Below are 26,011 nucleotides of genomic sequence, written 5' to 3' on the forward strand. Positions count from 1 at the left end.
TCCATGACCTAGGGTTTCTCCTTTTTTGTATGAAAGCCCGGATTTACACGAGTTCTTTTTGAAGATAAGCATCAATTTTTGCAAGGGCTTCTTCTGTACCGCCAGATTGCTGGAAGCTATCATTTATTTTTTGTATGCCTTTTTTATACGCTGCGTTCGATATCACTTCATGTACGGCCTCTCTTAACGAATGTGCATTGATATGCTCTTTGGTTATTCGATAGCCAGCTTGAAGTTCCGTTAACCGCTGCGCGACCATCGGCTGATCCTTGTCCTGTGGCAGTACGACCAAGGGAACATTGAAGTGAATCCCTTCATTCACGCTGTTCATTCCACCATGAGTAATAAATACATCTGCATGACGTAATACCTCCAATTGGGGAACATAAGGAGAAATAATAAAGTGCTCAGGGGCCGGATTGATCTTCGTAAAGTCAGCCTTCTCGCCAGCTGCAATCACAACCATGCCTTCAAAATCGGAAAAAGCTTCAATACAGGTGTTAAAAAAGTCTTCAACATGATCCAAAACCGTTCCCATCGAAATATACAGAACCTTGTTATTTTGTAATACATCCAAAGGAAAAGAATATTCCCCTTTGCGCTCAGGGAAGCTCGGACCAATAAAAAGGTTCTCCTCACCAAAACGGTCACCGTCCGGTTGGAAATATCGACTGGTATATACCACATTCAGTTCCCCAGAATTGTTCATAAATTGAAACATATCCTCAGGAGCAACCCCGAATCTTTCTTTCATGAGATGCAGTGAAGTCGTGGCATGTTCATCAAGCTGAAATGGCACTTTTACGTCAGAACTAAAAAGATTGCTGGCCATCCGATTCTTTGTAATTAAAAAGGATGGTGATGAAGCAATGCCTGGGATATTCAAATAATCTCTAACTAACTCACCAGCTCCAAATCTATCATAGAATACAAAGTCAAAATCAATATTTTCAGATAACCTCTGAGTAACTGCCAATATGTCCATCGAAGTCTGAATATGAATGTTCAAAAATGCGTTCAATCCGGCTGGAGATGCAGTGTCGATGTAAGCAGTCCTGATCAGATCGGGGTGCAGGTGAACCGTTGCTCCAACTGCTTGAAGTCTGTCCTTGTATTTCTCAGTTGTAATGTAATGTACCTGGTCTCCCCGTGCTGCAAAGGCTTGCGTAATCCCAATCGTAGGGTTCACATGTCCTTCTGCCGGAAAGTTAACCATTAATATGTGTAGCATTCATCATCACTCCTTTATGCATCGTTAGAGACCGCAGCTTTCACTGAATCTCTCTATCTATAATAACAATAATATTTATATTTTCAAATGATATCCTTTCAAAATACTTTCGATATACTCTTAAGGTCTCTCAGCATACCGTAAGAAGCGTTAGAGCGTGAGGAGCTACTAGAAGAAGGCGGATCAGGCATTGTATCTGGCCAAGAGCAGGGGAAGGAACAGGACAATGGTCGCTGAAGATTAAAACGATTCCTCAAATCGCTTTCAACCAGTAATATGGACGGATAATAGTTTTGGGTGGCTGGTAAATATCAACTCAATGGGTGAACTCGGGCAATCTCGTTATCGATGCAACGAGTACTTTCTTCATCTCTGCGTTAGTCCAGAACAACGACAAGTGCCATTGAGCCTGGTTGACATTCGTTAATGCTTTCACTTATACTGTCTGTAATCTTATATACGATATACGTTGAAAGAGCCCAGTAGTTGCTTCATCCCTGTTCCAGAAAGCCGGGGGGAGATGAGACCCGGTACACATGAAGCGAGCGAATTACACTCTGGAGTATCCTGGCTAATCCCGGGCGGACGTTGCGAACGTTAACTCGCTATCGAGTGGTATCCAGGACACGTCAAGCCAGTCTATGCTTCCTGTGCCGGATACAATCAGGGTGGTAACACGGTTATATAATCGTCCCTATGTCTACTAACAGACGTGGGGACGATTTTTTTGTCTTTCAACGAATGCTGTGAGTTGTGCACGGCTCGCGGTAGTAGTTCTCCATGGCTGTTGACCAAAATTGGCCAGCTGTCCGAGAATAAGGACTCGATATAAGGCACGCGACAAATTGAAGGAGTGGAATAAATCATGAACATTATTGATGAACTTGAATGGCGCGATGCCATTAACCAACAGACGGATAAAGAGGGGCTTCGGGCCTTGTCGAACGAGAAGTCTGTCTCCGTATACTGCGGGGTAGACCCAACAGGCGACAGCATGCATATTGGACACTTGATTCCGTTCATGGTGCTTAAGCGCTTCCAGCTTGCCGGGCATCGTCCGGTCATTCTGATCGGCGGAGCAACAGGTACAATTGGTGATCCGAGTGGCCGTCAGACCGAGCGCTCCCTTCAAACTCTGGAACAAATTCAGGCTAACGTCGATGCGCTCACAGCGCAGATGAAGAAGCTGTTCATTACGGAGGGCGACAACCAGATTCGTATGGTGAACAACTATGACTGGACGCAACAGATCAATGTGATTGAGTTCCTGCGGGATTACGGCAAGAACTTCAGCATCAATACGATGCTTGCGAAGGATGTCGTTGCAAGCCGACTGGATAGCGGCATTTCCTTCACGGAATTCTCCTACCAGATTCTGCAATCGCTGGACTACCTGCATCTGTACCGGAATGAGGATGTGCAACTTCAGATTGGTGGCTCCGACCAATGGGGCAACATTACGAGTGGCCTGGATCTGATCCGCAAGAAGGAAGGGGCAGAAGCCAAGGCATTCGGTCTGACGATTCCGCTGATGCTGAAGTCCGACGGCACAAAATTTGGCAAGACCGCTGGAGGGGCGGTATGGCTCGATCCGAAGAAGACGACGCCATACGAGTTCTACCAGTTCTGGGCGAACACGGACGATCGGGATGTTGTGAAATACCTGAAGTACTTCACTTTCCTGTCGAAGGAGCAAATTGACGAGCTGGCCCAGAAGGTCGAGACCGAGCCGCATAAACGCGAAGCGCAAAAAATGCTCGCTGAGGAAATGACCCGCTTCGTACATAGCGAGGAGATGCTGGAGCAAGCGAAGCGGATTACGTCAGCTCTGTTCAGCGGCGATATCCAATCCCTGACGGCAGATGAAATTGAGCAGGGTTTCAAGGAAATGCCGACCTACGAGGCAACTAGGGACTCCAAAAATATCGTGGACTGGCTGGTAGATATGGGCATCGAGCCTTCCAAGCGGCAGGCGCGCGAGGATATCACCAAGGGAGCGATCTCTATTAATGGTGACCGGATAAGCGATATTGCCCATGAGATAACAGCCGAGCAAGCGATTGGTGGCCGCTTTATTATCGTACGTAAAGGGAAGAAGAACTACAGCCTGGTAAAGCTGGCGTAGCTATAGCAAACAGTTGCAGTAGCCATTCCATCAGATAGCCAAGCAGATTCATCGCCCTGACAGGCGACATCGCTGCGGCTCCGTTGTTTAGGCCCTTTTGCAGCTGATCTGGGTAAATGAGCCTCACATCAGCTGCGAAGGGGCTGTTTTTGCTGTGTATCCAAGCGTCTGCTCATTGTAGCTTCGAACCAAATCACATAGCTGCCTCATCAGGCAGATGAGCTTCTTTGGGTCTCTTATTGGTGCAGTTCTCAGCGTGAATCAATCAGAGTTTTTTTGTCATTTTTCGCTAGATGTAAAATACAAGAATCAAAGCGGAGAGAAGTCCGAAAATAATAGGCGAATACAGATACATGAACTTGATTGTGCTCAGGGCCGCAGTTGACTGTTGTTCCTGAGTTCCAATATAGCCAACCAGGCACAGAGGGACAATCATGATCCAGTACTTATTGCGGAGCAGAGCAGGGATTGAACGCTTCAGTGGTATTTTTTTTGTGTTACCACCGGTTTTACACGTTCTTTGGTTGTTTTGAATGTAATCAGGTACATGAACGGTGCTAGACAGCCAAAAATCAGGAATGTAAAGAACCAGCCTGACTTGCCGCCACCAAAAGCATTCACGAGTGGCATCGTGGCATAAGAGATCAACGCAGCCCCTGCCATAGCCAGCGTCATTCGGAAGATGTTGAGTAGGGACGAGCACTCCAATGACAGCTCCTTCAATTGATTGAAACAATAACTTATGTACAAAATACTATATAATATTAATTTCTAAGATTTGTTGACGAAGCTATGAAACTACTGTATTTTCATATAGTGTTACACATCATATGTGGACATCCGTTTCATGGGAACGGAAGTGTCCTTTTTTTGTGTAGAAGATAGGTGGAGGTAGTGGAGGAAATGGCTTCATTTTTTCATGCATATTGTCCTGAAGGAGTGAACAGCAAATACCGTCTCATTGTTTTTGACGATAAGAAGGAGGCGTTCATTCCTCTTACAGTGTTTTATCACGATCAGTTCAACAGGATCAGTGAGAGTTCCGTAATCGCTTATTTAAATACCTTAGAGCCATTCTTTTATTGGTTAAAGTACAAAAGCTACTACAAGGCCAGAAAGGTCTGTTGGGATGATGAGCCAGAGGCTGTTAAGGAAGCGGTAAGGCAATATTTAATAGAACAGATGCATTGTAAGATTCGTGGTAGAGATGGGCATGAAGGCGTGTACTTAACGAGTAAAAGCTCCAAAACTGTTCAACTGTTTCTGTCCGCTATTAAAGGTTTTTATAAGACCATGATTCGCTTAAAGAAGTATACACAGGCCAATCCACTTATCGATATAGAATATAAAGATAGTGTTTCTGAGCAACCAGGGGAAAGGGGGAACAGACCAAGGATGCCCAAAGCGGCAGGTACCGAGGAACCGCTATCTTTCAGAAAACAAACGGATTCTTATTTTAAGGTCATCAATGAAGAATGGCTTACTCCTTGAAGCAAAGAAGATGAAGATCGCAAAAAATAGAGCTAAAAACGAACTTAAGGAGATCCAACTGATAGAGAAATCTCAAAGGGATGAGACATATGCGCCGGAAATCCGTATCTCAAACAAATGAGCTGGAATGGCTTCAAGCATCATACGACAAGAGAAAGAACCGTTCAGTCGAACTTGGTGTAAAGGCGATTGATGCGCTAATTAAAGAAGGTAAATCTGTTTCGTACCGAACTGTTTCGGACAAGTCAAAAGCAATTGATCCAGATGGAATAGGTATCCACCAAAATACAATCCGTAAGAACCCAGAACTTCATAACCATTTCCTAAAGCACAGTACTACTAAAGCTTATAGGCCTCGAAAAAGGTCATATAAGCCCTTAGACGATGATCTGGATGCATTTAAGCACATAAAAGAAGATCGCGACATAGATCGAGTCAGACAGCGTTATATGCAGCTAACTAAGCCAGAATTGGTTGATTTGCTAATTCGGATGGAACAGTATATTGCATATCAGAATCAGTATTGGCTGAAAAGTGAATTTGAAAAGTATATGAATGAGTAAACCTAACTTTGGTTTGTTAAATCAAACGGTACTGCCCCGCAATCAAACGGCAGCCTTGTTGTGCAGCGACACAAAACAGCTTAAATAAAATGATCGAAAACAGTATATCTTTAAATGTAATTAAGCAGACTTATGTCGTTTTTGTGAGACACAAGTCTGCTTAATTAATGACCACGTCGAAACAAATATGCTCAGCTTTCATAATTTTTTGGTGAAAACTGTATGTTATTTGTGCGACCTCGGCGCAAAACGTTAAGGGATGAAGGGAGAAGACCTGTATGATTACGTCCTAGATTCATCCTTCGGCTCAACGGTCACATTCGTAAATCCGCTTTGCATTATTTCATCAACCATCGCATAGATATAGATTCCCTTCGGCTTACACTTGCAGCACTTGTGACTAATCCTTTTCGTGGAATTGGACAGGTACTACCTTCCATTCCATTGTAAAGGATTTTTCTTTTTGTGCAGCACATAAACATAGAAAATTATGAAATTTCTGAGATCATTAATGCAACGCTAGTGATTATTAATCAACTTTCAAAATTTGCACTTCTCCTTCAGTGAATGTTTTATCGGCATAACCGTCACCCCATTGACAAAGCGCTCTTAGAATCGGTTCAAGCGATTGCCCAAGCTCTGTGGTCGAATATTCGACCTTCGGAGGGACCTGATTAAACATTTTTCTGCTTACAAGTCCATCAGCTTCCAATTCTCTAAGCGTTTGGATAAGCATTTTTTGAGTTATATTGTGTACAAGTCGCTTTAACTCACTCGTTCGTTTTGGACCATGTATCAAATAATATAAAACTAGCCCTTTCCATTTCCCCCCAATTACCTCCAATGTAACTTCAAGGTTACAATAATAAACTTTCATGTAGTAAACTCCTCCAGTGTCAATTATTACTTTTTAGTTACTATATAACAAAAAAGTGGGTACTTCTATTATTATTACTTTTGATACATAATATCATTTGTGGGATGTTATTAACAGTTTTTTTGAAAAAACGGCAGTCAAGAGATAATATACTTAGAACAAAAATTAACCTTACAAGGAGAGTCATAACATGGGAAAGTTTAATGGAAAAGTAGCGGTTGTAACAGGGGGTACTAGCGGCATCGGTCTTGCAACAGCGCAGAAGTTTGCAAAAGAAGGTGCACATGTTTTTATTACAGGACGCAGACAAAGTGAACTTGATTCAGCGGTGAAGCTGATTGGAGATAATGTAACTGGTATTCAAGGTGACGTTTCCAATCTGGCGGATTTAGACAGTCTGTTCGAAGCAGTGAAGCAAGAGAAAGGACATTTGGACATCCTCTTTGCAAATGCTGGGCTTGGGTCATTCCTTCCATTGGGTGAGATTACAGAAGAACATTATTACAAAACATTCGACGTTAACGTAAAAGGAACGATATTCACGGTTCAAAAGGCGTTGCCCTTGTTTCCGAACAATGTAGGTTCGATTATCATAACCGGGTCCACGGCTGGTTCCGTTGGTGACCCAGCGTTCAGTGTCTATGGCGCATCAAAGGCAGCAATAAGACAGTTAATTCGCAACTGGATTCTTGATCTAAAAGGAACTGAAATTCGTGTAAACGTCGTTAGTCCTGGATTCGTTCATACACCGGCTTATAATTACTTATTTGGAGCCGAGGTCGAAAATGTCCTTGAACATGCCAAGACCGTAACTCCACTAGGCAGAGTGGGAACATCTGAAGAAATTGCAAATGCTGTAATGTTTCTTGCCTCTAATGAAAGCAACTATATAAATGGAATTGAATTGTTCGTGGATGGCGGAACTGCACAAGTTTAGTTCGGAGATATACCACGAAGATGTATTAATGGCGGGAAAGTCTAACTGTAATCTCTCTTTTGCTTCAATATTGTGGGGAGGATTAACTAATGAGCAATGTTATTGATCTTATGAAGAGACATCTCGAAATTTGGAGTAATACAAACCATGAAAGCCGAAGAAAGGCAATAGATGAAGTCTACTCCGAAAACTGCCGTGTCTACGACCCTTATTAACCAGAAGTAATTGTTGGAGACGCGACGAACTAATGACACTAATTGATGAGGTCCAGGGAAAATTTCTTCATTTTCGTTTTACCATTATGCCAGGTTCCTTAGAAGAACACCATGGTCAAGTAAAGTTTAGCTGGTATTTCGGACCTTCTGACAATCCACAAACAATCTCTGGTCAGGACTTCATAGTCATTGAGAATGGGTTAATCCAATCTTTAGTTGTCTTTATTGAAAAGTCAGAAGAATAACCAGTTATTTAACCGATGGATACAATATACAAAATGTATTGAATTTTCAAAGAAACAAAAACAGTGCTAATAAACTAAAGAAGAGGTGTATCAACTATGACAAACAATAATAATCAAATTATCCTTAACATACGATTCAAAGTAAAATCCGGTAAGAAAGAAGATTTTCGCAAGCAATTATTCTCACTGGCTGACATTATGTCAAATGAAACTAACTTTGTGAACGCCATTATTCATGATGACATGGATCAATCGGAAGACATCGTCATTTACGAGATATGGAAAGGCACACAAGAAAGCTGGCTGCAAGAAGAGTTTCCTAAGCCCTACCGCAAGGAGTATGAAGGAGTTCTCTCCGAATTGCTGAATGATAGAATGGTTAGCTGGTTAATCCCAGTTGCTGAATGGGGAAGCAACTTAACTGGAGCATCTAAAAAACAATCCTTAAAGTAGGTGACTACATGATTCAAATATTTCCAAGTTTGTGGTATTCGGATCATAATAATCAGCAAACGAGAAGCTCATGTTACTGATCAACCAACCGTGATTTGCATAGTATCGAGATGAAGCCAATTGGCTACCTTAAAAACGCGAGACAAAACTTGAAGTTTTGTCTCGCGTTTTAGTTTTAGTTGTAGTAAGTTGTATCGCTTATTAAAACAGTTTTGTGTCTGAATACCGCTGCATGAAGACATGCATCGAAACCAACTTATTATTTTGCATCTGCAAAAATGGGGAATATAATGTATGACACTAAATGAGAATCTATATAGCTCATGGCATTTAATTGTTTTATATACATATGTACAAAATACGAGTTTTGTGAATATATATTAAAAACGCAGTGAAACCGAGTTCAAAAACACGTGTCTCATGTGTCCAGTGACAACAAGTTTACTCCTTTATTGACAACAAGTTTATCCCTTTGAAGAATTATCGGATTTGATAACGACCGAGGTGACTCATTTATTCGAGTTGACGACAATTCATTTCCCCTGTTGATCAGCAAGCAGAAAATGCATTCATTATCATACAAAACATGCTGAATTCTAAGCTCGATTCCTAGCTTTTCTTTTGCCCATTTGGTATGAACATTGCTATCCTGATCTTCTCCTGGTTTGAACTTAACATCCGGGCCCCAAGGTCGTAAATACGTAATCGTTACCGGTGGATCGTATTTACCGTTCTTAATCTCCAGCTTGGCACGTGTAGTATTTGTGTCAGCCGGCTTGTGACCGCTATTGCTGCTGCACCCGCTCAACACGGCCGACATGGTCAACACACCTACCATCAGCAGGCTGCCGATTCGTCTTTTTTTACTTTCGTTCAATATTGTCTCCCCCAGTCTATGTAAAGTAGATTACAGCATTAATAATAATAAATGAATCAGGTAGCTGCCCATACTAACTTTACAACATTTGTTGCACTAATTTAGGATATTGGAAATTGGATATAAATATTGGATTAGTTAAATTTTTTTACTGAATAGGCAAAAGCAGCCCTATAGGGCTGCCTCTTCTGCTGTAACCATACTAATTGCTCGTATATTTTACCCAGTCATATTCGGCGTACAACGGATTAACTCCGTTATACGGACCTAACCAGCTATCTACTCCGGTTCCATTCCATAAATTCATCATAATTTGGCCTGGCGTGCTCGGTACGTTCGTAGTTGCCGTATGCTTTAGAGCCCCGTCAACATACCACTTAATGTATCCTGGCTGCCAATCGAATGCATAGGTGTGGAAGCCATTTGATGCATCAAAACCCAGATCGATAATCTTCTCATGACCACCGACCCCGTTTGTATAATAGTTGAATTGCACTTTTGTCGTGTCTTTGCCTAAAAATTCAATATCTATTTCATCCCATTTCGTGCCATTAGCAGGTCCCGTATATGTGAAAAAGGAAGATACGATTCCTGTATTTTTAGCAGGTTTCATGCTGACCTCGTATAAGCCGTATCCGTAAGTATTCTTCGAGCGATACTCTCCGCCGTCAAATTTATTGTACGCAGGACTTGTTAAGCTAAGCTTCATTTTGCCATCGTTAGTAAAATTGACATTATTGGCACGCCAAGTGCAATTAAACATGCTCCCATTGGAATATCCATCTGCCTTTTGCCATGTACTCGAATTAAAATAACTTAATGGTTCCCAGAACACATCCGCCGCAAAAGCGCTTACCGAAAAAAACAGAGAAACTACACCCGTGGTTACCAGCGTAAACCAATACTTCTTCTTCATAAATACACCTCCATGTAATTCCAAACATGAACAATGTTGTGGAAATGCGGTTTCCAGCAAATGTGGTACGGGCTGCCGGAAACCAAATAATAGAGCGCTTACATATTTGGTGTCCTCATTATATATGGACATAGTGTAGTAAACTATAGAAAATTTTAAAGAAGCATATTCACTTTTTAAGATTCGTGTCAGGACGACGTGAAAGATCTGTTCACGGATGTCCCGGTTTCACAAAAGGTCCAAAACAACTACTGTTTATACGAGCGATCATTATGAAAATTCAATGAAATCCACGTAGGCATCCCAAGTGCCGTCATCGCTCGTCAAGGTGAGTTTGACCTCCTGATCTCCGGTAACGTGAGTAATATTGGACAAGGTTTGGACAGTCGGCGTTTTGCCCGTGAAATAGAAGGAACCTACAGTTACTCCTCCAATAACCAAGTCCACCTTGGCCGTACCAGCATTGCTTGAAGCCCCCCGCACTGAGATATTATGCGTAGATTTAGCAAAATACTGTGAATATGATGCGTAGTCAGCAGTGGCTTACAAGGCGACCCCGTCAAACGGTGCACTGATCTTGCCCGCATAAGTGCCGCCAATATTCATATTTTCAGCTTCAACCTTTGTCCCCGTATTGCCCCCCGTGTTGGGAGTGAACTGCCAGGCATCCAGATTGAAGAGATTGCCGCTGCCTGCCCCAGTAAACACCAGATATATGTTGTGAACTCCAGTGGCATTGCTAATCATGGTCTGTACTTCTCTCCAGATTTGCATCCCTCCAGTTGAAGGTACGTTCAAGGTACCGACCAGAGGGCCTGTCTCACGATCAAGCCGTACTTCAATATTGCCACCAGCATTCGTGGCCACATTAGCTTTGAAGGTTTTCGCTCCGTTAGAACCAAAATCGGCTTTCCCGACAGCGATCCAGTCCCCATTGTGGATGTTGGTTACATTCAGATTACTAATCGGCCCACCGCTGGCTTGCGTGGGTTCGGTCGTAACGCCTGCTTGCCATGCAATGGTCTCCGCTTCAACTCTGGTATACGGATTCAGATTGGATAGTTGAGCGATTCCTGTCATATTCCCCTGCACCTCAGAGATGCTCCCGTCCGCATTATGCACCAGCTTATTAATATGCGGAGAGCGATAGCCTTTTCCATCTCCAATTTGAGCCTTGCTGACCGTTTGGGCATGGTACACGACATACCATTCATTCTTAAAATTAAATACTGCATGGTGATTGTTGCCGCCAACGCCGAAGAACGTATACGGATTTTTTAGGAAATGGCCTTTATAAGTGAAAGGACCCATCGGGTTGTCGCTGACCATATAGCCGATTTCACCTGCAGGGTACTGCGGCGGATGTGATCCGGCAAAATTGATACAGTACGAATAGTAGTACTTGCCGTTGTGCTTGTGAATGCCGGAATCCTCAAACAGGTAAGGAGCATCAATGGTGGTAGCGCTCCCAATCACACTGATCATATCGCGCCTAATTTGATGACTCTGGCAGTCTTCGGATTAGCAATGGAAGCCGAATCGGATTCATTAGGAATTCCTCCACCACTATACAGGTATCCTGTACCATCATCATCCACCAGTACAGCCGGATCAAAAAGCCAAGTCACGCCAGCCATCCCAGGTGTACTATGTGTCACAAGTGCTTTACCAAGCGGGTCTGTCCAAGGTCCGATAGGCGTGTCCGCTGTCAGGACGCCAATACCTGCTCCGCCATTGGCGAAATATAAAAAGAACTTGTCTCTGCCATTTATTTTTTTATGCGCAATGGCTGGAGCCCAGGAGTTAGAAGCCCATTTCGCAATGCCTCTACCGTTGTTCTTGTTGTTGGCACCTGCGACTGGTATCGTTCCGTGATCCGTCCAGTTCACCATGTCCGCAGAGGATATGACCTGGATGCGATCCAGTGCACTGAAGTCATTGTCTTTAATCGACCCATCCTTGTTATACACATACGTATCACTTGACATGTAGATATACACCCTTCCGTCATACACCAATGCATAAGGGTCAGCTCCCAATTTATGATCCATCAGAGGATTGGAATTTCCAGGTAGTTTAGCCAGTGGTCGATTGGCAGCATTCACATTTAGCATGGGAAAGACACCGAGCAATAAAGCGAAGGAAAGAAATAAAACTAAACATTTTCTAATCATAACATTACCTCCGTTTTTTTATATGGTAAGCCGAGCTACCCGTAAATTCATCAAATTCAGGAATATACTCAGACCTCTACCCGTAAGGGGAACGGCTGTGAAGAATGGTTAGAGATAGAGATACAAATAAAAATGAAATCGCTTACAAAATTATTGTTTAGGAGCGCTCTACGAGAGGGGAATCGCTACATACTTATCTCTGTTCTTCTATTGGCAGTTTCAGTTATTGATTGAAAATAATAGGTTTTATTTGGCGTAATTGTAACATGCTCTATTAAAAATAACAATATCATTCTATTTTAAAAAAGAGCAAACCGAAAGGGATGAAACTCAATGGTTTACTCCGTAAAATACTGACATCAGATCAGGCGATCTTGGCTCCACTCTTGAGACCTCTGACTCTCAATCAGCATGACCAGTTTGAGTCTAGAGTCATAGCGAGATATTGTGAGGAGACCAATTCCCACAAATTATGATAACTGTCAAGCATGGTGCCCTACTGGGGGTAAATCCTGTTCTGCGTTTCTTATCCATTACATACGGTCTAAAAACAATCAGCACCTCCAACACCAGCTTTTTGGTCGGTCTTACGACGACCATACAACGAACCATGTCGCTATAATCCATGAGCATTCATATAGTTCACTGCTGTTCTAAAACGACCAATTTATCTATTACCATCATTATTCAGCTTACCAGTTTTAGACCAACTGCTGAACCGAGTACCATTGCAATGAACAGAATTCTCGCGGTATTACGCGGTTCACCGTAAAAGATCATACCTAATATGGCCCCGCCCGAAGCTCCAATACCGGTCCAGACGGCATAGGCTGTTCCCATTGGTAGTGTTTCCATGGCCAGGTTTAGGAACAAAAAGCTCAATCCAAAGCCTCCAAGCAAGTAGAAAGCGGACAGGAAATTCCGGTCTTTATGGAGTTTATTAATCATGAGAACTCCAATCATCTCAAATACGCCTGCCAAAATTAGAAAGACCCAGTTCATATGTCAGTGCACCTCTTCTCCTTGTTTCTTCTCTTTGCTCTGTATTTTGAGTCCTACAACCCCGAGCAGAAGCAGCCCGATCAGCATCAATTTAGATCCCTGTACCTCAGCACCAAACAACAAAATTTCTGCCAATACAGTGCCGGCCGTTCCCAAACCGACAAACACTGCATATACTGTTCCTACCGGAAGTGTACGGGAAGCCATAATCATGAGTATGAAACTGACAAAAATGGCGACTAAAGTCCCCACCCACTCTAACCATCCACTGGCATGTTTCAAGCCGATAACCCATCCAACTTCAAATAATGCTGCAATTACAACAGATAACCATGTCTTGTTCATTCTGTGCTTCCTCCTTTTTGATAACGCTGCAAATGTAGTATGGATTTAAAGCAGCAAATAAAAAAAGCCTGAGATAATACTGCATACAGCAGTTTTTCTCCCAGGCTTTTATCCCTCCGTGACACAGTACACCGACTGTGAGTTTTCTCTCGGACCAGCCGATATTACATCGCGGAACCCTAGAAAACATTTTTGAATTCAATTATAGTTAACATCATACATATTAGTAAATAAATCACGATATAAAATTAATAAGGACTTGGATATCATCAGGTAGTGCTAAGTAAGCTGTCCCAATATCACATATCCCAATGTATATTTCTTTATGCAACTATGTGCCTTTTGTATCATGATCATTCGGATAATGCTTTGTTTTGGTCATTATGAAATCAATTTGTTCTTCATCACCTATATAAAAAGAGTGTGTTCCAGTTTGAACAAACCCCATTTTCTTATAAAAAGCAATAGCATTTTCATTTTTTTCCATACGCGAGCCAGATTTTGTTTTTATTTTGTTCCATTGCAATTTCCATAGCTTTATTTAGCAGATACTTACCAAGTCCATGCTTTTGAAATTTGTTCTTTATATAGATTCTCTCAATTTCGAGTGACTCATCACCCATATTTTCGGATTGGGCATCATTCATATTTACTTTTAAATATCCAGCAAGTTCTTCATTAAAATAGATGAAAAAGATTTCTGAAGAGACATTGGACAATTCCTCCTCCAACTGTTTAGAGTTAAATGCTCTTTCCAGATAGGCTTTCATATTTTCATGTGAATTCTGATCTTTAAAAGTATCGTTGAATGTTTCAACACTTATTTCTTGGAGTATTTGTAAATCTTCACGGCTGCACTTTATTATTTTTTACAGTCATTTTTTAGGTATCGCTCCTTCATATAAATCAATCAATAATTTCTTTTGTTCCCCTTTTTCACGAATTCCCAGTCATTTCCTATGTTTTCTCTTACTCTTTGAAGAAGATTGAAAATGGTTTCTACTTCTCTTTCCGAAAATCCCTCTAATGCAACGTTATTGGAATAAACATTTTCTCTTTTTATAAAAGGATAAACATTGTTCCCTTTCTCTGTTGGAAAGAGTTTTTTGATTTTTTTGTTATGGTTATCCTCTTTCTTTTCAATAAATCCATTAATTACAAGTTTCTTTATGGCACGAGATGCTGTTGTTCGATCTACTTTTATCATCTCAGCTAACTTTTCTTGAATGATTCCTGGGTTTTCGCATATTCGCACAAGGTACAAATACTGCCCTTTTGTAAGGTCATATTCCTTAAATTCGATATTACTTATAGAATCCAATGCCCTTGCTATCATTCCAATTTCACGAAGTACTTCCTTCATAATTAACTCCTTTGTCTCTGTTTTGTTGCAAATGCAATAAAAATGGTATGTATTAAATTTACTCTAATTTTGTTGTATTTGCAACATGTAATTATGATAAAGAGGTTTGGTAGGACTGTCTATAAATATGGGGATTGCACAATTTAATAACATCTGAACTATGGTACAGCAAAGCTGTTTGTTTTGGAATTGGTTTAATGGACCCATTGGTGTTGGAACTTTGTTAACCGTTTGCTTAGGGGGGCTAATACTCAATTACTTTATGCCATTTACTAGGAAATTACTAGACCGCATATTAACACACTCTGCTACATCACCAAATCATGAGAAAGATAAAAAGCATTCTATATAGGTAACTTTACAGCTCTTGCAGAAGCAACTTTATCCCAAAATTGCATGTTCTATAGTTCTTCTTGGTTAATTCCCTCATTATCATAGAATGGCTGGATGGTTGTTATCAAATCCAGTTGCAGTATTAAGGGCCATTATGCTCTCACACCATGAAATAGTAATTCGCCCTTTCCGGTAGTGGAAAGATTGTTACAATAAAGAAGACTGCCGATAAATTTCACCGACAGTCCTTCTCTTCCAAGTAGTATACTCCTCAATCCTATTCGCTGGATAACTCCTTGAGCGATTTGATTTTACCATGGGGATGCTGTTCTTGCTTTCGTGACTTCCAGGCAGCTTCTTTTCTTCTCTTCTGGTGAGCCATAACAGATATCCTCCTTTGGAAATTGTGATGTATACCACTTCCTTATGTTGTCATTTCTCGGCTCTGTTCATTCATAAAACTAAATTTGTTGGATTTTTTGTTATAACTCAGGGTGATACCTGCCCCGTTTTTACAATTCCAAAGTAACTGGAACTGCCGTTAGTAGCTTCCAGAAAATATGAAAACTGCTGCTTTCCGATGTTCGACTCATCTGCGAATTCCTACTTCGGATTCCAGTTATCGCTCCCCATTTCTTACCTTGATAAAAGCGCAAAGGGTTACTTTTTCCGGCAACAAGCGATCGACAAGCTCACGAAATCCGGAGTGATCATCGGCTATGCCAGTGCAATCAGCACGAGCTGCTGGGATACAATACCGCCGTCGATATGGATGACTTTTTACAGGCTTTCTTCCGGTATCCGCTAGGACGCGCTATTTAGTTTGATTTGGACGAAAATCTATATTCTCAGACTCTCCATAAAAAAGCTCAATGCGTTGGACACCCACTTTTTGGGATGAAGAACAAGCTGGATCTCCAGCTTGAGCTCGGTATGCTCAAAGGGTAACACCTTTAGCTCTTCCCGTTCAATCTCCTCCAGCGCGGCCATTAGCGGTAGAATGGATATACCTTCTCCGGTTTTGATGCTCCGCTTGATCGCTTCCGGATTACCCAACTCTAGGCCCACTCGATAGGCGATTCCATTTGCGCGAAGCACCCTTTCCAGCAGCTGCCTGTAGTTGCACGTATGCTCGGGCATGATCCACTCCGCATCCACCAGATCGTCCAGCCTGATTCGCTCTTTAGCGATAAGTGGATGGTTCGGATGGACAATCAGCACAAGCGGTTCTTCGCGAATCCTAATCCACTGTAAGGCCGGATCGCTTGAATCGTCCGCGAGGATCAGCCCGACATCAGCCTCCCCTTCCCTGACCTGGTGCAAAATCATCTCTTCGCGATCCGTATGCAACCGTATGTTCAGATCAGGGTATTCTTTGCGGGTCGCCTGCATATACGGCGGCAAAAAATACGAAGCGATGGAATCCATGGTACCGATCATCATGGAACCCCCGCCCTGCTTGGCCAATTTTTCTTTGGATTGCTCGAAGAGCTCCAGCATTTGTCCGGCAAGCTTGAACAGCTCTTCCCCGGCGGAGGTAAGACGAATCTTGTTGTTGCTGTAGCGATCGAACAATTTGACCTGATACGCTTTCTCCAGCTTCTGAATCTGGGTCGTGACACTGGATTGTGCGTAACCGAGCACTTCTGCTGCTCTCGTAAAGCTTTCACGAATGGCAACTTCCCGAAATGTCTGAAGATAGATGAAATCCAAGCTGATCACCCCATCGAAATTATTGATGAGAATTATCACTTATTATAGATAACTCTGATGCTATCTCCTATGTTACATTAGATTTAATTCAACGGGAAGGGATAACTGATGATGATGAACGAACAACATATTCATGGGATTTTTATACCGCTGATTACACCTTTTTCGCGTGACTATAAGCTGGACATCAATTCGTACCGGAAGTATGCTACCTATCTTGCAGGCCATGACATCCAGGGTCTGGTGGTTAACGGTACGACGGGAGAGTCACCGACCGTATCCTGGGATGAAGTCAAACAGATGGTACAGGTAACGCAGGATGTTCTGAAGAGCATGAACAAAACTATTCCGATCATCATTGGCACGGGAACGAACGATACCTATTCAACGGTGCATCGGACGGAAATGGCGGCTGAATTAGGAGCGGATGCAGCCATGGTGGTCACTCCGTATTACAACCGGCCGACGCAGGAAGGAATCTTGGAGCATTTCCGTGTCGTATCTCGTGTAGGCCTGCCTGTGCTTGTATACGAGATTCCGGTTCGCACTGGCAGTCGCATGACATTAGATACAATACGCAAAGTACTCGACCTGGATGGCGTAATTGGGCTCAAGGACAGCGCGGGCGGTCTTGATCTGCTCTTGAAATTGACCCAGTACGAGACTAAGCCTATCCTCTGCGGAGAGGATGCCTATTTCCATGCCATGCTATGTCAGGGGGCTGCTGGCGGTATGCTTGCATCCGCTCATATCAACATCCAGAAGTATGTGGAGATATACCAACGTTTTGTGACTGGTGATATGAACGGGGCGCGAGACAGTTTCATGCTACTGGAGCCGATGATCCAGCATGTATTTGCAGAACCAGCCCCGGCCGCGATCAAGTGGTGGCTTGCCCAGCAAGAGATTATTGCCGCCGAGCAATTACGTCTGCCACTTATGCCGCTGTCGGATCAGGTGAAGCAGGGTCTCCTGAATTCGATCGTATCCTGATAAATCAACTTGTCTCAGACTTCCCAATCATAACGTAGAAGAAGGGGCTGTCCCGTCAGTTCGATAAGGCGATCTTGTTCTAGTCTCAGAAATCGTCCGTAGTGCGGATGGCGTTTCCCCTCAAAATGTGTTTCGAAAAAAAAGGCCGTATTCACTCGGGCCTCCATGATTACAGACCCTGGGGCTGCAAACCAATGGTTAAACCGCTTGGTCCACGCTTGATACAGAACATTGGGTGACGCTTCCATTTTTCGTTCCACTGTTAGATTAGACGGTCTTTGTGAAATATCCGGCAAAGAAATAGGTAGTGTCACTTCATCTTCAATCCCTTCAGTTCAAGAGCATTATGATCATCTCTTTATTATTATACCCATAAGTATCCGTTGATTTTGGAGTCATCATCTGTCCAATAAATACAAAAACGACTGGAGATCCCACCAATAGGGGCTCCAGTCGTTTTTTATAACTATTCGGAAGATCATTTTTGGTTTTGGAACAGTAGTGATATAAACGATAATTACTTATCCAAGGAAGCCTTTCCTTCCTTAAATGCGATCAGGAAAATAGCCCCGCCTATAATTACTGCAGATAGAAGCAGTAGTGTCAAATTGCTGTATAGATACGCTGCAACGTCAGTAACCATCGGGAGAATAGGAAAGTTAAGCCTGAGCTGTGTAAGCAGTCCACCTACAATGGTGATACCGAGCCCTTCGGCCAAAAAACAGGAAAAATTCAAAAAAACCATACCTGAGCCTGATTCGTCAGCGCTTAGCGAGCCTGCCACAATGGTTGAGATAACCGTTTTGACAAAGGATAGTCCACCAAAAATCAAAACTAAGGCCCCCGAGATGATCCAGGGGGTACTCCCAAAGCAACGGTCGATCCGATCATTCCAAAAGCCTTTCCTTGATGCTGCTTTTCGATACTTCTGGTAACGATGGCCATAATCAGCCCGGGAACGGCAGAAGCACCCGCTCCTTGAATAAATCGCGCGGCAAGTAAAGCCGGAAACCAGAAATGAAAAAGCAAGCCGATTAGCGATCCCCCGCCGTATATCAGCACACTGATGAAAAACAGTTTTTTTTATGCCATAGATGTCCGATATTTTTCCGTAAACGGCCGTTCCTACTGCAAAAGAAAGAACGAAGCTGGTATTGACGTAATTTGCGACGGATGGCTCAATTCCAAATTGAACAGCAATATCGGGCAACGATACGTTGAACACCGTCTCATTCAATACACTGAAAAATGCAAGCACGCACAGCCAAATCAAGGATTTAGGGATGCGTTCCTCAACCGATTTTTCCATCATGCAAACCCCTTAAAAATGCAAGGGGAACACGCAGTTTATAGGACCAGTGATGCGATGTCCCCTTTATTTTGTGCCCTTCTTTTCACTATGTACTTCATTCTAGCGCCTCCAAAAGTAAAAATCAGTTTAATCAAAACTACCTAACCATATTATCATAAAAATATTACCTGCTATCAAATGATTCTCAAGATCAGAAAGAGTCATATTTGTGGTATCGGAATCCTTCCACAATTCAAAGTAGTAGCCGTCTTGGGTATGATGTACAAAAATAAATGGGTTTCTCCAGCCATCAGCAGATGGTCTCTCTAATACCGAGAGCATTTAGAAAACTGGATTGTTTTGGTTTTCCGTTCCCCATTCACATAATTCTTCCAAAACAGGTAATAGTGTTTTCGCTTTATCGGTGAGACTGTACTCGACTTTAGGGGGAACTTGAGGATACTCTTTTCGTTTCACCATACCATCCGCTTCCAATTCTTTAAGTTGTGAACTCAATGTTTTATAGGTAATAGCTCCTATCTGTCTTTTCAGATCATTAAAGCGAACCGGTTCGTTTTCTGCTAGGAGGTAAATAATAACCATTTTCCATTTACCACCAATAACTGACAATGTATAACCAAAAGGTGTATCTTGAATATTTTTAACTTTACCTTTAAATTCGGCCATACTCATATTTACACTATCCTTTCGGGTAGTACCTATCAAAAAAGTGCGTACTACGTTTTTATTCGAGTTCAGTTTATACTAACCTCACTTTGAAGTAAAGGAGAGAACAACATGACTAAAAAAACAATACGTCTTTTAATGCCACAATGGCAAGGGGGAAACAACCCTAACTACTCTTTTGGAGCCGAACTGCTTGCTTGGCTAGCCCCGGACAATGATCAACCTCTTATTCATGTTCCAGTTCAAGCTTATGATGGAATTCCGCTTCAAAATGAGAACGGTATGTATGGGAGAAAACAGCTACTTGAACAATTAGAGGCTGCTCAACATATTATTGACGCACATAAGCCAGATCGCATTGTAATGTTTGGTGGTGACTGCTTAGTCGAGCAAGCCCCGTTTGCCTATTTAAACGAACGATACGGAGGTGAATTAGGTTTAATCTGGATCGATGCTCACAGTGATTTAGTTAGATATGTTGGTTATGATAACGGACATACATTACCGCTCGGGAATCTTTTGGGGGAAGGAGATGAGGAGTTCGCAAAACATGTGAAAATCCCTCTTAAACCTGAAAATGTCTTTATCGCGGGATTAGCGACTCCTACAGAACAAGAAACAGAAGTGATTTCAGAAGCGTTTCAAAGACTAGGCATTAAAACTGCAGAACAAGATACAGAAATGATTCAAAGACTAGGTATTAAAACTGCAGGAACCAAAGAGTTAACGAACAGTACTGCATCTATAAAAAAGTGGATTAAAGAAAGTGGCATTAAGCACCTGGCTATTCACCTGGATTTAGATGTGCTTGATCCCAAGGCATTTCGTTCTTTATTGTTCGCCAACCCTGAAGCACCTTATAATTATTCTCCTGCGGGAACAATGCAAATGCCTCAACTGCTTCATCTGATTAAAGAACTATCTGAAGAAACAGATGTGGTTGGATTAGGTGTAACGGAGCATATGCCGTGGGATTCTATTAACTTGAAAAATCTACTTGGAGAAATACCTATTCTAAACAAATAAAAAGTCATAAACAGAATTATAGCAGAACAATGATCTGCTTAATCACAAAAATACACTCACGCACTTTTATGTTTGCGAGGGTGTTACATAATTCTCCCTTCTCTTTTCTCATACGAATAATTTTTCAAACATTTTCATGGATAATTTTATGTTATTGCAGAAGGATTTAGAGTGAAATATATTGACACACAGGGAGGAAAATAGTGTATATTATGTAAAAACATCATCTTCTCTTTACGGATAATTTAAACCTATTCAAAATCTCCGCGACTTAGAAATGGTGGTGTTAACAGGTGTTAATAAGTAATAGAATAAAAAACATTTATCTGTAGAAGAGACTTTTCCCCATTCCCCTCTTTCCTGATCCTATCCATACTAAGGAGTGAAAGTGCTATGTGCGGACGAATGATAAAAGCGAATACAAGGAATGTAATCGGCAGTTATTGCAAATGGATCGCGGCTGGTATGATTTTAACTTTCACGGGATGCTCCCTTGCATCCGCAGCTCCTTCGCCCTCCTCAAGTGAAACTAATAGTGAACCCGCCTCCTCCCTAATTACATTTCAATTGCAAGAGGCTACGATTGCTCAGATGCAGGACGCGATGAAGTCAGGGGCACTGTCGAGTGTCGAGCTTACCGCCATGTACCTTAACCGGGTATATGCCTATGATTCTAGTGGCATTAGGCTCAATTCCATCCCTGTTTTGAACCCTGATGTACTAAAAGAAGCCGCTCAGGCTGATCAACTAAGGGCGCAGGGTATCAAGACCGGGCCTCTGCAAGGCATCCCCTACACGGTTAAAGACAGCTACAAGGTTAAGGGACTCACTGTCGCTTCTGGATCTCCGGCTTTCAAAAACCTGATGGCAAAGGATGATGCCTTTACAGTAGAGAAGATACGCAAAACCGGTGGGGTACTGATTGGTAAAACCAACATGCCGCCAATGGCAGCGGGGGGAATGCAAAGAGGGGTTTATGGCCGTGCTGAAAGTCCGTACAATCCAGATTATCTGGCTGCAGCCTGGTACTCTGGCTCCTCTAACGGATCTGGCGTCTCAACAGCCGCCAACCTCGCTGCCTTCGGTATGGGGGAAGAAACGGTATCTTCTGGAAGATCACCAGCATCTAACAATGGTTTAATTGCCTACACGCCATCGCGGGGCCTAATCTCCATTCGGGGGAATTGGCCGCTCTTCCCAATACGGGATGTCGTTGTCCCACATACGAGAACTGTCGAGGACATGCTCCGCTTGCTTGACGTGATCGTTGTAGAGGATAAGATCACCAAGGGTGATTTCTGGCGAGAACAGAAAGCTGTTCGGCTCCCTTCTGTCAACAGTGTCCGTCCCAAATCCTATTTAGAGCTGCGAGACACTCAAGCTTTGAAAGGCAAACGCATTGGCGTTCCGAAAATCTATATCGGTAAGGACCATGAAACCACAACTCCGATCAAATTCAGACCTTCGATACAGGCATTATGGGAAAAAGCTGTAAAGGATTTAACTGCTCTTGGAGCTGAGGTTGTGGAAGTTGACTTCCCCTTGCAGGCGAACAGCGAGAAAGACCGGGCAACAGCGAAAACACCTGAAGAACGTGGTTTGATGCCAGCAAAGTGGGTTGAAAAGGAATTCGGGCTGCTTAATCCTTATGCAGCTGAGGAATTCCTTAAAAGTGTGGGCGATCCGAATTTCCCGTCATGGGCTAATATCGACCCTGCAACCGTCTTCCCGAATCCGCCCGGTTCGGTAGATGCCAAACGTGGCAGAGACCTTGGCCACTATGACGTATTCATTGAAACCATAAAAAAAGGCGTCACCCCTTACGAACAAATTCCTCAGTTTCATGAAGGACTACGGGGGCTTGAAAATGTACGAAAGATTGATTTTGAAAATTGGATGAAGCAAAACAACCTTGATTTTATTGCATTCCCGGCAAATTCCAATATCGGCAAAGCCGACTCCGATGTGAATGAAACATCCTATGAGGAGGCTTGGGAGAATGGCAACTATTTCTCCAATACGAATTTCATTCTACGCGAGTACGGGATCCCAAGTGTGTCTGTGAGTATGGGCGCTATGAAGGATACCGGAATGCCCGTTAATCTGACGATGGCAGGTGCCGCATACAGCGATAATGACCTGCTTCGTTACGCTTATTCCTATGAGCAGGCGACCAAAAACCGTCCTATTGCAGCACGCACGCCAGCGCTTGAGGATGAAACCTTTTCCTATAACCCGCAAACTGCTCTCCCACCCTCTAAACGTAAGGAAACAGGAGCTCCTGAACTTAAGTTGAATGCTTCGATCAAGGGCGATGTTCTCGCTTTGGAAGGTTCAGTCACAGATCAAAGCGATATCGCACAGCTTAAAGTTTATGTCAATGGCATTCGTGTCGTTATTACAGAAGATAAAGCCAATTGGTCAGCAACACTTCCAACTACTAAATACAAACAGGGTGGTGCCTCCCAAGCCGATACGCTGCATATTCTCGTGCTGGCCAAGGATATTTACGGAAATACCTCTGCTCAAGTCAAGTCTGTCACTTTACCCCAATAACGAAGGACATCATAGTACTCACTATAATTGTGGGTGCCCTGACCGTAAGGTTCTCATTAGGAAAGCTATCGCTGCAGCTGGCCTGAGCGACGGGATAGTTGAGCTTGGCGGGCTGGAGGTTGGGCAGATGAAGCTGCAACTTCCAGCTCTTTAAATTCTAATGCAACTTGGCATGCTATAGACTTGCTGTCTTGTTCATCGAACTATCGTTTTTCGATAGCTCAATCACTATTTGGATATTTGTTGAATAGGAACTCTAATATATCTTTCAAATAATCTTCGAACACACTTATATAATTTTTAAAGATGTTTTCACTTAGTAGTACATAAAGAGAGTCTTCACTTTCCATATCACCAAGCATTTCGATCAAATCAATCGATGGCATTACATTTGTGTGCTGGTGGATCTGTTTAATCGAGAAATCATGGGTCATAGTGCAGGCCCGAACAAGGACGCTGCTCTGATTACCCATGCCTTCGCGACCGTTAAGGGTGATCTACGTCAGATTCAATGGTTTCATACCGACCGTGGCAGTGAGTTCAAAAATCAAAAGATGGACGAGCTTCGGTCGTCTTGTTTGCCATCTAAGACCATTCCTTTCTTTTGAGCCTGAACATCTCAATTTTATTGGAATGGTCTTAGTGGGAAACCCTCGATTCCTCCACCCGCATAGCGGGTGGTTTTTTGTTTCGCGCGTTTCACGCACTCAACTGGCTAAAGCCATAATAAAAAAATCGCCTACTAAAGGCGATTTTAAAATGCTTGTTTTTTTAAATTCTTAACTGTATCCATGATTCGCTCTCAGCTCTTTTACTAATTGAGTAAAATGCACAGGCCGCTCGTAGCTTAACTTATCAAATAGACCTTGTGCTTTGCAGGCAAGAATGACTGGGATGGTGACATAACCATATGCATAATTGTTTAAAATGGTTAACATGCTTTCACCCCTAAAGAAAATCTATATAGTCCAATTCATATGTTTCCAGTGTTCCGGACGCTGAAGTGCTGAAGGTAATTTCGTACTGTGGTCTCCCTTGGCCGAGTTGATCTGGTTCTGGGTAAGAAAGATACTGTTGGACAGATCCGTTCCTCTCAGATCCGCATTCCGGAAATCCGCCCCGATCAAATCCGCTCCTGTTAAGTTGTTTCCTCTCAAATCAGCTGCAATTAGGTAAGCTCCGCGCAAATTGGCCCCTCTTAAATCCACTTTTCTAAGATCAGCTCCAATGAGGTCTGCGCCACGGTCAATATTCTTTTTCCCGCCAGAGCGTCTCTTCTGTCCTGTGTGGTGGCCATTCTGCTTCTGATGAACTTCGGCCCTTACAAGCTCACTCGTCTTCAAGAGTAGAACGTTCACTGAAGCCCTATGTTCTCCCACATCTAATTTCAGCAAATCATCTGGGCTAAGATATGTGAGCCTTTCTGTCTCTTCCAGCAAAGCCTGGATCTGATCATAAATCGAACGTGCCGGCTGCAACATCACTGCTTCTGTCAAGTACCACAGCAATTCATGAATTTGCATCATGGTCGTGAACACCTTGAACATCTTTGGGGCAACCTCTGGAGATGACTGCCAATCTTGTCCAGCAAAGCTCACTTGTGACACCTTTTGTCCTGCGCCAAAGCAATCAAATGATATACATCCCTTCAGCCCCGGTTTGCTAAGACTTTCGTGAATCCCACAGCGAAAATCTTTTTGCAAATGGACACAGGGCTGACCTGCATTTTTATCTATTGGAAAACCATCTGAAGCAGAGAAGCGTAGTGCCACACAACACAGACCGATGCATTTTTCGCAGTCCGCTCGAATGCTTTGTCGCCTCTCTTCCGATAGAGGGGCGACCGCTTCAGACAACAACTTGTTTTTCGTATTTTTGTTAAGATTGTTCAATTGTTTTACCTCCGACTACATGTATTAAAGTCTCGTTTCCAACACGAGATTCGACACTCTTCCATCTGGTTTTTCAGCGACCCTCTGGATAATGTCAAAGTATCATTCAACCATTGACTCCATCGTAGGCTTGGTTGAGCAGATCAGCATTATATTCCAGGTAACTTTGAATGATCTGCTCTGGCGCAGGACTGAGAAAGGCTTCCGCCACCTCCGGTCGTGATATTTTGGCAGTGATTTTATGCAAAGTGATTACCTTGCCATCCGCACTCCGTTTTAATCCTTTGGCATGATCTCGTTTGTATCCCAAGTATTCATTAATATTTGCATACAACAGATAAAGCTAGTTATCTGCGTACTGGGATATTGACTCACGAGCGACAGTCATGCTGAACTTGCATTACCCTATCCACTGCAAACCGCCAATCCAGCGGAACCCGGTGCAATTTGCCTAAAATCCATAACCTATGCATGCGATCCAACGTACTGCAAGGATCTTGACGTTGAAGGGCGACTGACGACGGAGTCCGTCGACGGATCGGCCTTTGTGGACGACTAGGCATCCTGGCTCACAAAGACCTTCGGCTTTGGACCGAAAGCCATGCCGTTAAACGGCACGGTCTGGTATCCTGAAGACGATGGCCCCTTCCCGCTCGTGTTAATCGTGCACGGTAACCATCTCGCGGCCGATTTCTCCGATCCGGGG

At 42.9% G+C, this 26,011-nt stretch carries 22 protein-coding genes, 8 pseudogenes, 1 riboswitch and 1 other annotated feature; of the genes and pseudogenes, 11 read left to right on the plus strand and 19 right to left on the minus strand.

Annotated features, from left to right (window positions below; all coding sequences use genetic code 11):
* Positions 1–43: 43 nt before the first annotated feature.
* Positions 44–1,231: a macrolide family glycosyltransferase gene (locus NST83_RS12520; protein ID WP_342417825.1), complete on the minus strand. Its 1,188-nt coding sequence runs from the start codon at positions 1,229–1,231 to the stop codon at positions 44–46.
* Between the two features lie 460 nt (positions 1,232–1,691).
* Positions 1,692–1,930: a binding site (T-box leader), on the plus strand.
* A gap of 166 nt (positions 1,931–2,096) precedes the next feature.
* Between NST83_RS12520 and tyrS the strand changes: the two genes are divergently transcribed.
* Positions 2,097–3,356 carry a tyrosine--tRNA ligase gene (gene tyrS / locus NST83_RS12525; protein WP_342417826.1) on the plus strand — a complete coding sequence of 420 codons (1,260 nt, stop codon included), beginning with the start codon at positions 2,097–2,099 and terminating at the stop codon, positions 3,354–3,356.
* 477 nt (positions 3,357–3,833) lie between these two features.
* Here the strand turns inward: tyrS and NST83_RS12530 are convergent, their stop codons facing one another.
* On the minus strand, positions 3,834–4,064 hold the full coding sequence (locus NST83_RS12530) for an MFS transporter (RefSeq protein WP_342417827.1): 231 nt from the start codon (positions 4,062–4,064) through the stop codon (positions 3,834–3,836).
* Between the two features lie 186 nt (positions 4,065–4,250).
* Here NST83_RS12530 and NST83_RS12535 point away from each other — a divergent pair, with 186 nt between their 5' ends.
* Positions 4,251–4,847: a hypothetical protein gene (locus tag NST83_RS12535; RefSeq protein WP_342417828.1), complete on the plus strand. Its 597-nt coding sequence runs from the start codon at positions 4,251–4,253 to the stop codon at positions 4,845–4,847.
* 89 nt (positions 4,848–4,936) lie between these two features.
* Entirely contained in the window at positions 4,937–5,410 is a 474-nt protein-coding gene (locus NST83_RS12540; RefSeq protein WP_137063156.1) for a hypothetical protein, read from the plus strand.
* A gap of 529 nt (positions 5,411–5,939) precedes the next feature.
* Here the strand turns inward: NST83_RS12540 and NST83_RS12545 are convergent.
* Positions 5,940–6,287 carry a winged helix-turn-helix transcriptional regulator gene (locus NST83_RS12545; protein ID WP_137063157.1) on the minus strand — a complete coding sequence of 116 codons (348 nt, stop codon included), beginning with the start codon at positions 6,285–6,287 and terminating at the stop codon, positions 5,940–5,942.
* 190 nt (positions 6,288–6,477) lie between these two features.
* Here NST83_RS12545 and NST83_RS12550 point away from each other — a divergent pair, with 190 nt between their 5' ends.
* From NST83_RS12550 to NST83_RS12560, 3 genes are all read left to right on the plus strand, one after another.
* The gene (locus NST83_RS12550) at positions 6,478–7,224 is read left to right on the plus strand and encodes a glucose 1-dehydrogenase (RefSeq protein ID WP_137063158.1); all 747 of its coding nucleotides are present in this window, start codon (positions 6,478–6,480) and stop codon (positions 7,222–7,224) included.
* Between the two features lie 247 nt (positions 7,225–7,471).
* On the plus strand, positions 7,472–7,684 hold the full coding sequence (locus tag NST83_RS12555) for a hypothetical protein (RefSeq protein WP_137063159.1): 213 nt from the start codon (positions 7,472–7,474) through the stop codon (positions 7,682–7,684).
* Between the two features lie 96 nt (positions 7,685–7,780).
* The gene (locus NST83_RS12560) at positions 7,781–8,137 is read left to right on the plus strand and encodes an antibiotic biosynthesis monooxygenase family protein (protein ID WP_342417829.1); all 357 of its coding nucleotides are present in this window, start codon (positions 7,781–7,783) and stop codon (positions 8,135–8,137) included.
* A gap of 30 nt (positions 8,138–8,167) precedes the next feature.
* Here the strand turns inward: NST83_RS12560 and NST83_RS12565 are convergent.
* From NST83_RS12565 to NST83_RS12600, 8 genes and pseudogenes are all read right to left on the minus strand, one after another.
* A pseudogene (locus tag NST83_RS12565) lies at positions 8,168–8,257 on the minus strand (pirin family protein); the annotation flags it as partial.
* Positions 8,258–8,555: 298 nt separating this feature from the next.
* Positions 8,556–9,014 (minus strand): hypothetical protein, encoded by a 459-nt coding sequence (locus NST83_RS12570; RefSeq protein WP_342417830.1) that lies wholly within the window; start codon positions 9,012–9,014, stop codon positions 8,556–8,558.
* Positions 9,015–9,216: 202 nt separating this feature from the next.
* A complete protein-coding gene (locus tag NST83_RS12575) occupies positions 9,217–9,930 on the minus strand; it encodes a glycoside hydrolase family 16 protein (protein WP_342417831.1) in 714 nt (237 codons plus the stop codon).
* Positions 9,931–10,200: 270 nt separating this feature from the next.
* Positions 10,201–12,104, minus strand: a pseudogene (locus NST83_RS12580) (carbohydrate-binding protein).
* A 687-nt stretch (positions 12,105–12,791) separates the two neighbouring features.
* Positions 12,792–13,106, minus strand: coding sequence for a multidrug efflux SMR transporter (locus tag NST83_RS12585; protein WP_342417832.1), 315 nt, complete (start codon positions 13,104–13,106; stop codon positions 12,792–12,794).
* A 3-nt stretch (positions 13,107–13,109) separates the two neighbouring features.
* On the minus strand, positions 13,110–13,451 hold the full coding sequence (locus tag NST83_RS12590) for an SMR family transporter (protein WP_342417833.1): 342 nt from the start codon (positions 13,449–13,451) through the stop codon (positions 13,110–13,112).
* 95 nt (positions 13,452–13,546) lie between these two features.
* Positions 13,547–13,645: riboswitch (guanidine-I (ykkC/yxkD leader) on the minus strand.
* 137 nt (positions 13,646–13,782) lie between these two features.
* Positions 13,783–14,317 (minus strand): annotated as a pseudogene (locus tag NST83_RS12595) (GNAT family N-acetyltransferase).
* A gap of 44 nt (positions 14,318–14,361) precedes the next feature.
* The gene (locus NST83_RS12600) at positions 14,362–14,814 is read right to left on the minus strand and encodes a MarR family winged helix-turn-helix transcriptional regulator (RefSeq protein ID WP_137063194.1); all 453 of its coding nucleotides are present in this window, start codon (positions 14,812–14,814) and stop codon (positions 14,362–14,364) included.
* A 125-nt stretch (positions 14,815–14,939) separates the two neighbouring features.
* Here NST83_RS12600 and NST83_RS12605 point away from each other — a divergent pair.
* A pseudogene (locus NST83_RS12605) lies at positions 14,940–15,166 on the plus strand (YitT family protein); the annotation flags it as partial.
* A 258-nt stretch (positions 15,167–15,424) separates the two neighbouring features.
* On the opposite strand, the gene NST83_RS12610 reads toward NST83_RS12605, so the two are convergent.
* Positions 15,425–15,529: a DUF6254 family protein gene (locus NST83_RS12610; RefSeq protein WP_015735743.1), complete on the minus strand. Its 105-nt coding sequence runs from the start codon at positions 15,527–15,529 to the stop codon at positions 15,425–15,427.
* Between the two features lie 458 nt (positions 15,530–15,987).
* Entirely contained in the window at positions 15,988–16,860 is an 873-nt protein-coding gene (locus NST83_RS12615; RefSeq protein ID WP_137063195.1) for a LysR family transcriptional regulator, read from the minus strand.
* A gap of 108 nt (positions 16,861–16,968) precedes the next feature.
* On the opposite strand from NST83_RS12615, the gene dapA reads away from it, so the two are divergent.
* A complete protein-coding gene (gene dapA, locus NST83_RS12620) occupies positions 16,969–17,853 on the plus strand; it encodes a 4-hydroxy-tetrahydrodipicolinate synthase (RefSeq protein WP_342417834.1) in 885 nt (294 codons plus the stop codon).
* A gap of 53 nt (positions 17,854–17,906) precedes the next feature.
* Here dapA and NST83_RS12625 read toward each other — a convergent pair.
* From NST83_RS12625 to NST83_RS12640, 4 genes and pseudogenes are all read right to left on the minus strand, one after another.
* A pseudogene (locus tag NST83_RS12625) lies at positions 17,907–18,167 on the minus strand (SRPBCC domain-containing protein); the annotation flags it as partial.
* A 520-nt stretch (positions 18,168–18,687) separates the two neighbouring features.
* Complete coding sequence (locus tag NST83_RS12630; protein WP_342417943.1) at positions 18,688–18,915, minus strand: MFS transporter; 228 nt, start codon at positions 18,913–18,915, stop codon at positions 18,688–18,690.
* A 22-nt stretch (positions 18,916–18,937) separates the two neighbouring features.
* Positions 18,938–19,165 (minus strand): annotated as a pseudogene (locus tag NST83_RS12635) (tetracycline resistance MFS efflux pump); the annotation flags it as partial.
* 321 nt (positions 19,166–19,486) lie between these two features.
* Entirely contained in the window at positions 19,487–19,837 is a 351-nt protein-coding gene (locus NST83_RS12640; protein ID WP_137063197.1) for a helix-turn-helix domain-containing protein, read from the minus strand.
* Positions 19,838–19,942: 105 nt separating this feature from the next.
* On the opposite strand from NST83_RS12640, the gene NST83_RS12645 reads away from it, so the two are divergent.
* The 3 genes and pseudogenes from NST83_RS12645 to NST83_RS12655 all read left to right on the plus strand — a co-directional run.
* Positions 19,943–20,857 carry an arginase family protein gene (locus tag NST83_RS12645; RefSeq protein WP_342417835.1) on the plus strand — a complete coding sequence of 305 codons (915 nt, stop codon included), beginning with the start codon at positions 19,943–19,945 and terminating at the stop codon, positions 20,855–20,857.
* Positions 20,858–21,250: 393 nt separating this feature from the next.
* Positions 21,251–23,413, plus strand: coding sequence for an amidase (locus tag NST83_RS12650; protein WP_342417836.1), 2,163 nt, complete (start codon positions 21,251–21,253; stop codon positions 23,411–23,413).
* 326 nt (positions 23,414–23,739) lie between these two features.
* A pseudogene (locus NST83_RS12655) lies at positions 23,740–23,976 on the plus strand (DDE-type integrase/transposase/recombinase); the annotation flags it as partial.
* Between the two features lie 396 nt (positions 23,977–24,372).
* Here the strand turns inward: NST83_RS12655 and NST83_RS12660 are convergent.
* Both NST83_RS12660 and NST83_RS12665 read right to left on the minus strand, forming a co-directional pair.
* Positions 24,373–25,272 (minus strand): pentapeptide repeat-containing protein, encoded by a 900-nt coding sequence (locus tag NST83_RS12660; protein ID WP_342417944.1) that lies wholly within the window; start codon positions 25,270–25,272, stop codon positions 24,373–24,375.
* 199 nt (positions 25,273–25,471) lie between these two features.
* A pseudogene (locus NST83_RS12665) lies at positions 25,472–25,594 on the minus strand (hypothetical protein); the annotation flags it as partial.
* Positions 25,595–26,011: the final 417 nt, after the last annotated feature.

Origin of the sequence: Paenibacillus sp. FSL R10-2782, assembly GCF_038592985.1 — a bacterium.
Lineage (GTDB): Bacteria > Bacillota > Bacilli > Paenibacillales > Paenibacillaceae > Paenibacillus > Paenibacillus terrae_C.

Bases quoted from the DNA above. Each gene is read 5' to 3' on its own strand.
- dapA (WP_342417834.1), top strand. From the start codon at position 16,969: ATGATGATGAACGAACAACATATTCATGGGATTTTTATACCGCTGATT.
- NST83_RS12640 (WP_137063197.1), bottom strand. From the start codon at position 19,837: ATGAGTATGGCCGAATTTAAAGGTAAAGTTAAAAATATTCAAGATACA.
- tyrS (WP_342417826.1), top strand. From the start codon at position 2,097: ATGAACATTATTGATGAACTTGAATGGCGCGATGCCATTAACCAACAG.
- NST83_RS12600 (WP_137063194.1), bottom strand. From the start codon at position 14,814: ATGAAGGAAGTACTTCGTGAAATTGGAATGATAGCAAGGGCATTGGAT.
- NST83_RS12540 (WP_137063156.1), top strand. From the start codon at position 4,937: ATGCGCCGGAAATCCGTATCTCAAACAAATGAGCTGGAATGGCTTCAA.
- NST83_RS12645 (WP_342417835.1), top strand. From the start codon at position 19,943: ATGACTAAAAAAACAATACGTCTTTTAATGCCACAATGGCAAGGGGGA.
- NST83_RS12560 (WP_342417829.1), top strand. From the start codon at position 7,781: ATGACAAACAATAATAATCAAATTATCCTTAACATACGATTCAAAGTA.
- NST83_RS12590 (WP_342417833.1), bottom strand. From the start codon at position 13,451: ATGAACAAGACATGGTTATCTGTTGTAATTGCAGCATTATTTGAAGTT.
- NST83_RS12610 (WP_015735743.1), bottom strand. From the start codon at position 15,529: ATGGCTCACCAGAAGAGAAGAAAAGAAGCTGCCTGGAAGTCACGAAAG.
- NST83_RS12545 (WP_137063157.1), bottom strand. From the start codon at position 6,287: ATGAAAGTTTATTATTGTAACCTTGAAGTTACATTGGAGGTAATTGGG.
- NST83_RS12520 (WP_342417825.1), bottom strand. From the start codon at position 1,231: ATGCTACACATATTAATGGTTAACTTTCCGGCAGAAGGACATGTGAAC.
- NST83_RS12575 (WP_342417831.1), bottom strand. From the start codon at position 9,930: ATGAAGAAGAAGTATTGGTTTACGCTGGTAACCACGGGTGTAGTTTCT.
- NST83_RS12585 (WP_342417832.1), bottom strand. From the start codon at position 13,106: ATGAACTGGGTCTTTCTAATTTTGGCAGGCGTATTTGAGATGATTGGA.
- NST83_RS12650 (WP_342417836.1), top strand. From the start codon at position 21,251: ATGTGCGGACGAATGATAAAAGCGAATACAAGGAATGTAATCGGCAGT.
- NST83_RS12550 (WP_137063158.1), top strand. From the start codon at position 6,478: ATGGGAAAGTTTAATGGAAAAGTAGCGGTTGTAACAGGGGGTACTAGC.
- NST83_RS12555 (WP_137063159.1), top strand. From the start codon at position 7,472: ATGACACTAATTGATGAGGTCCAGGGAAAATTTCTTCATTTTCGTTTT.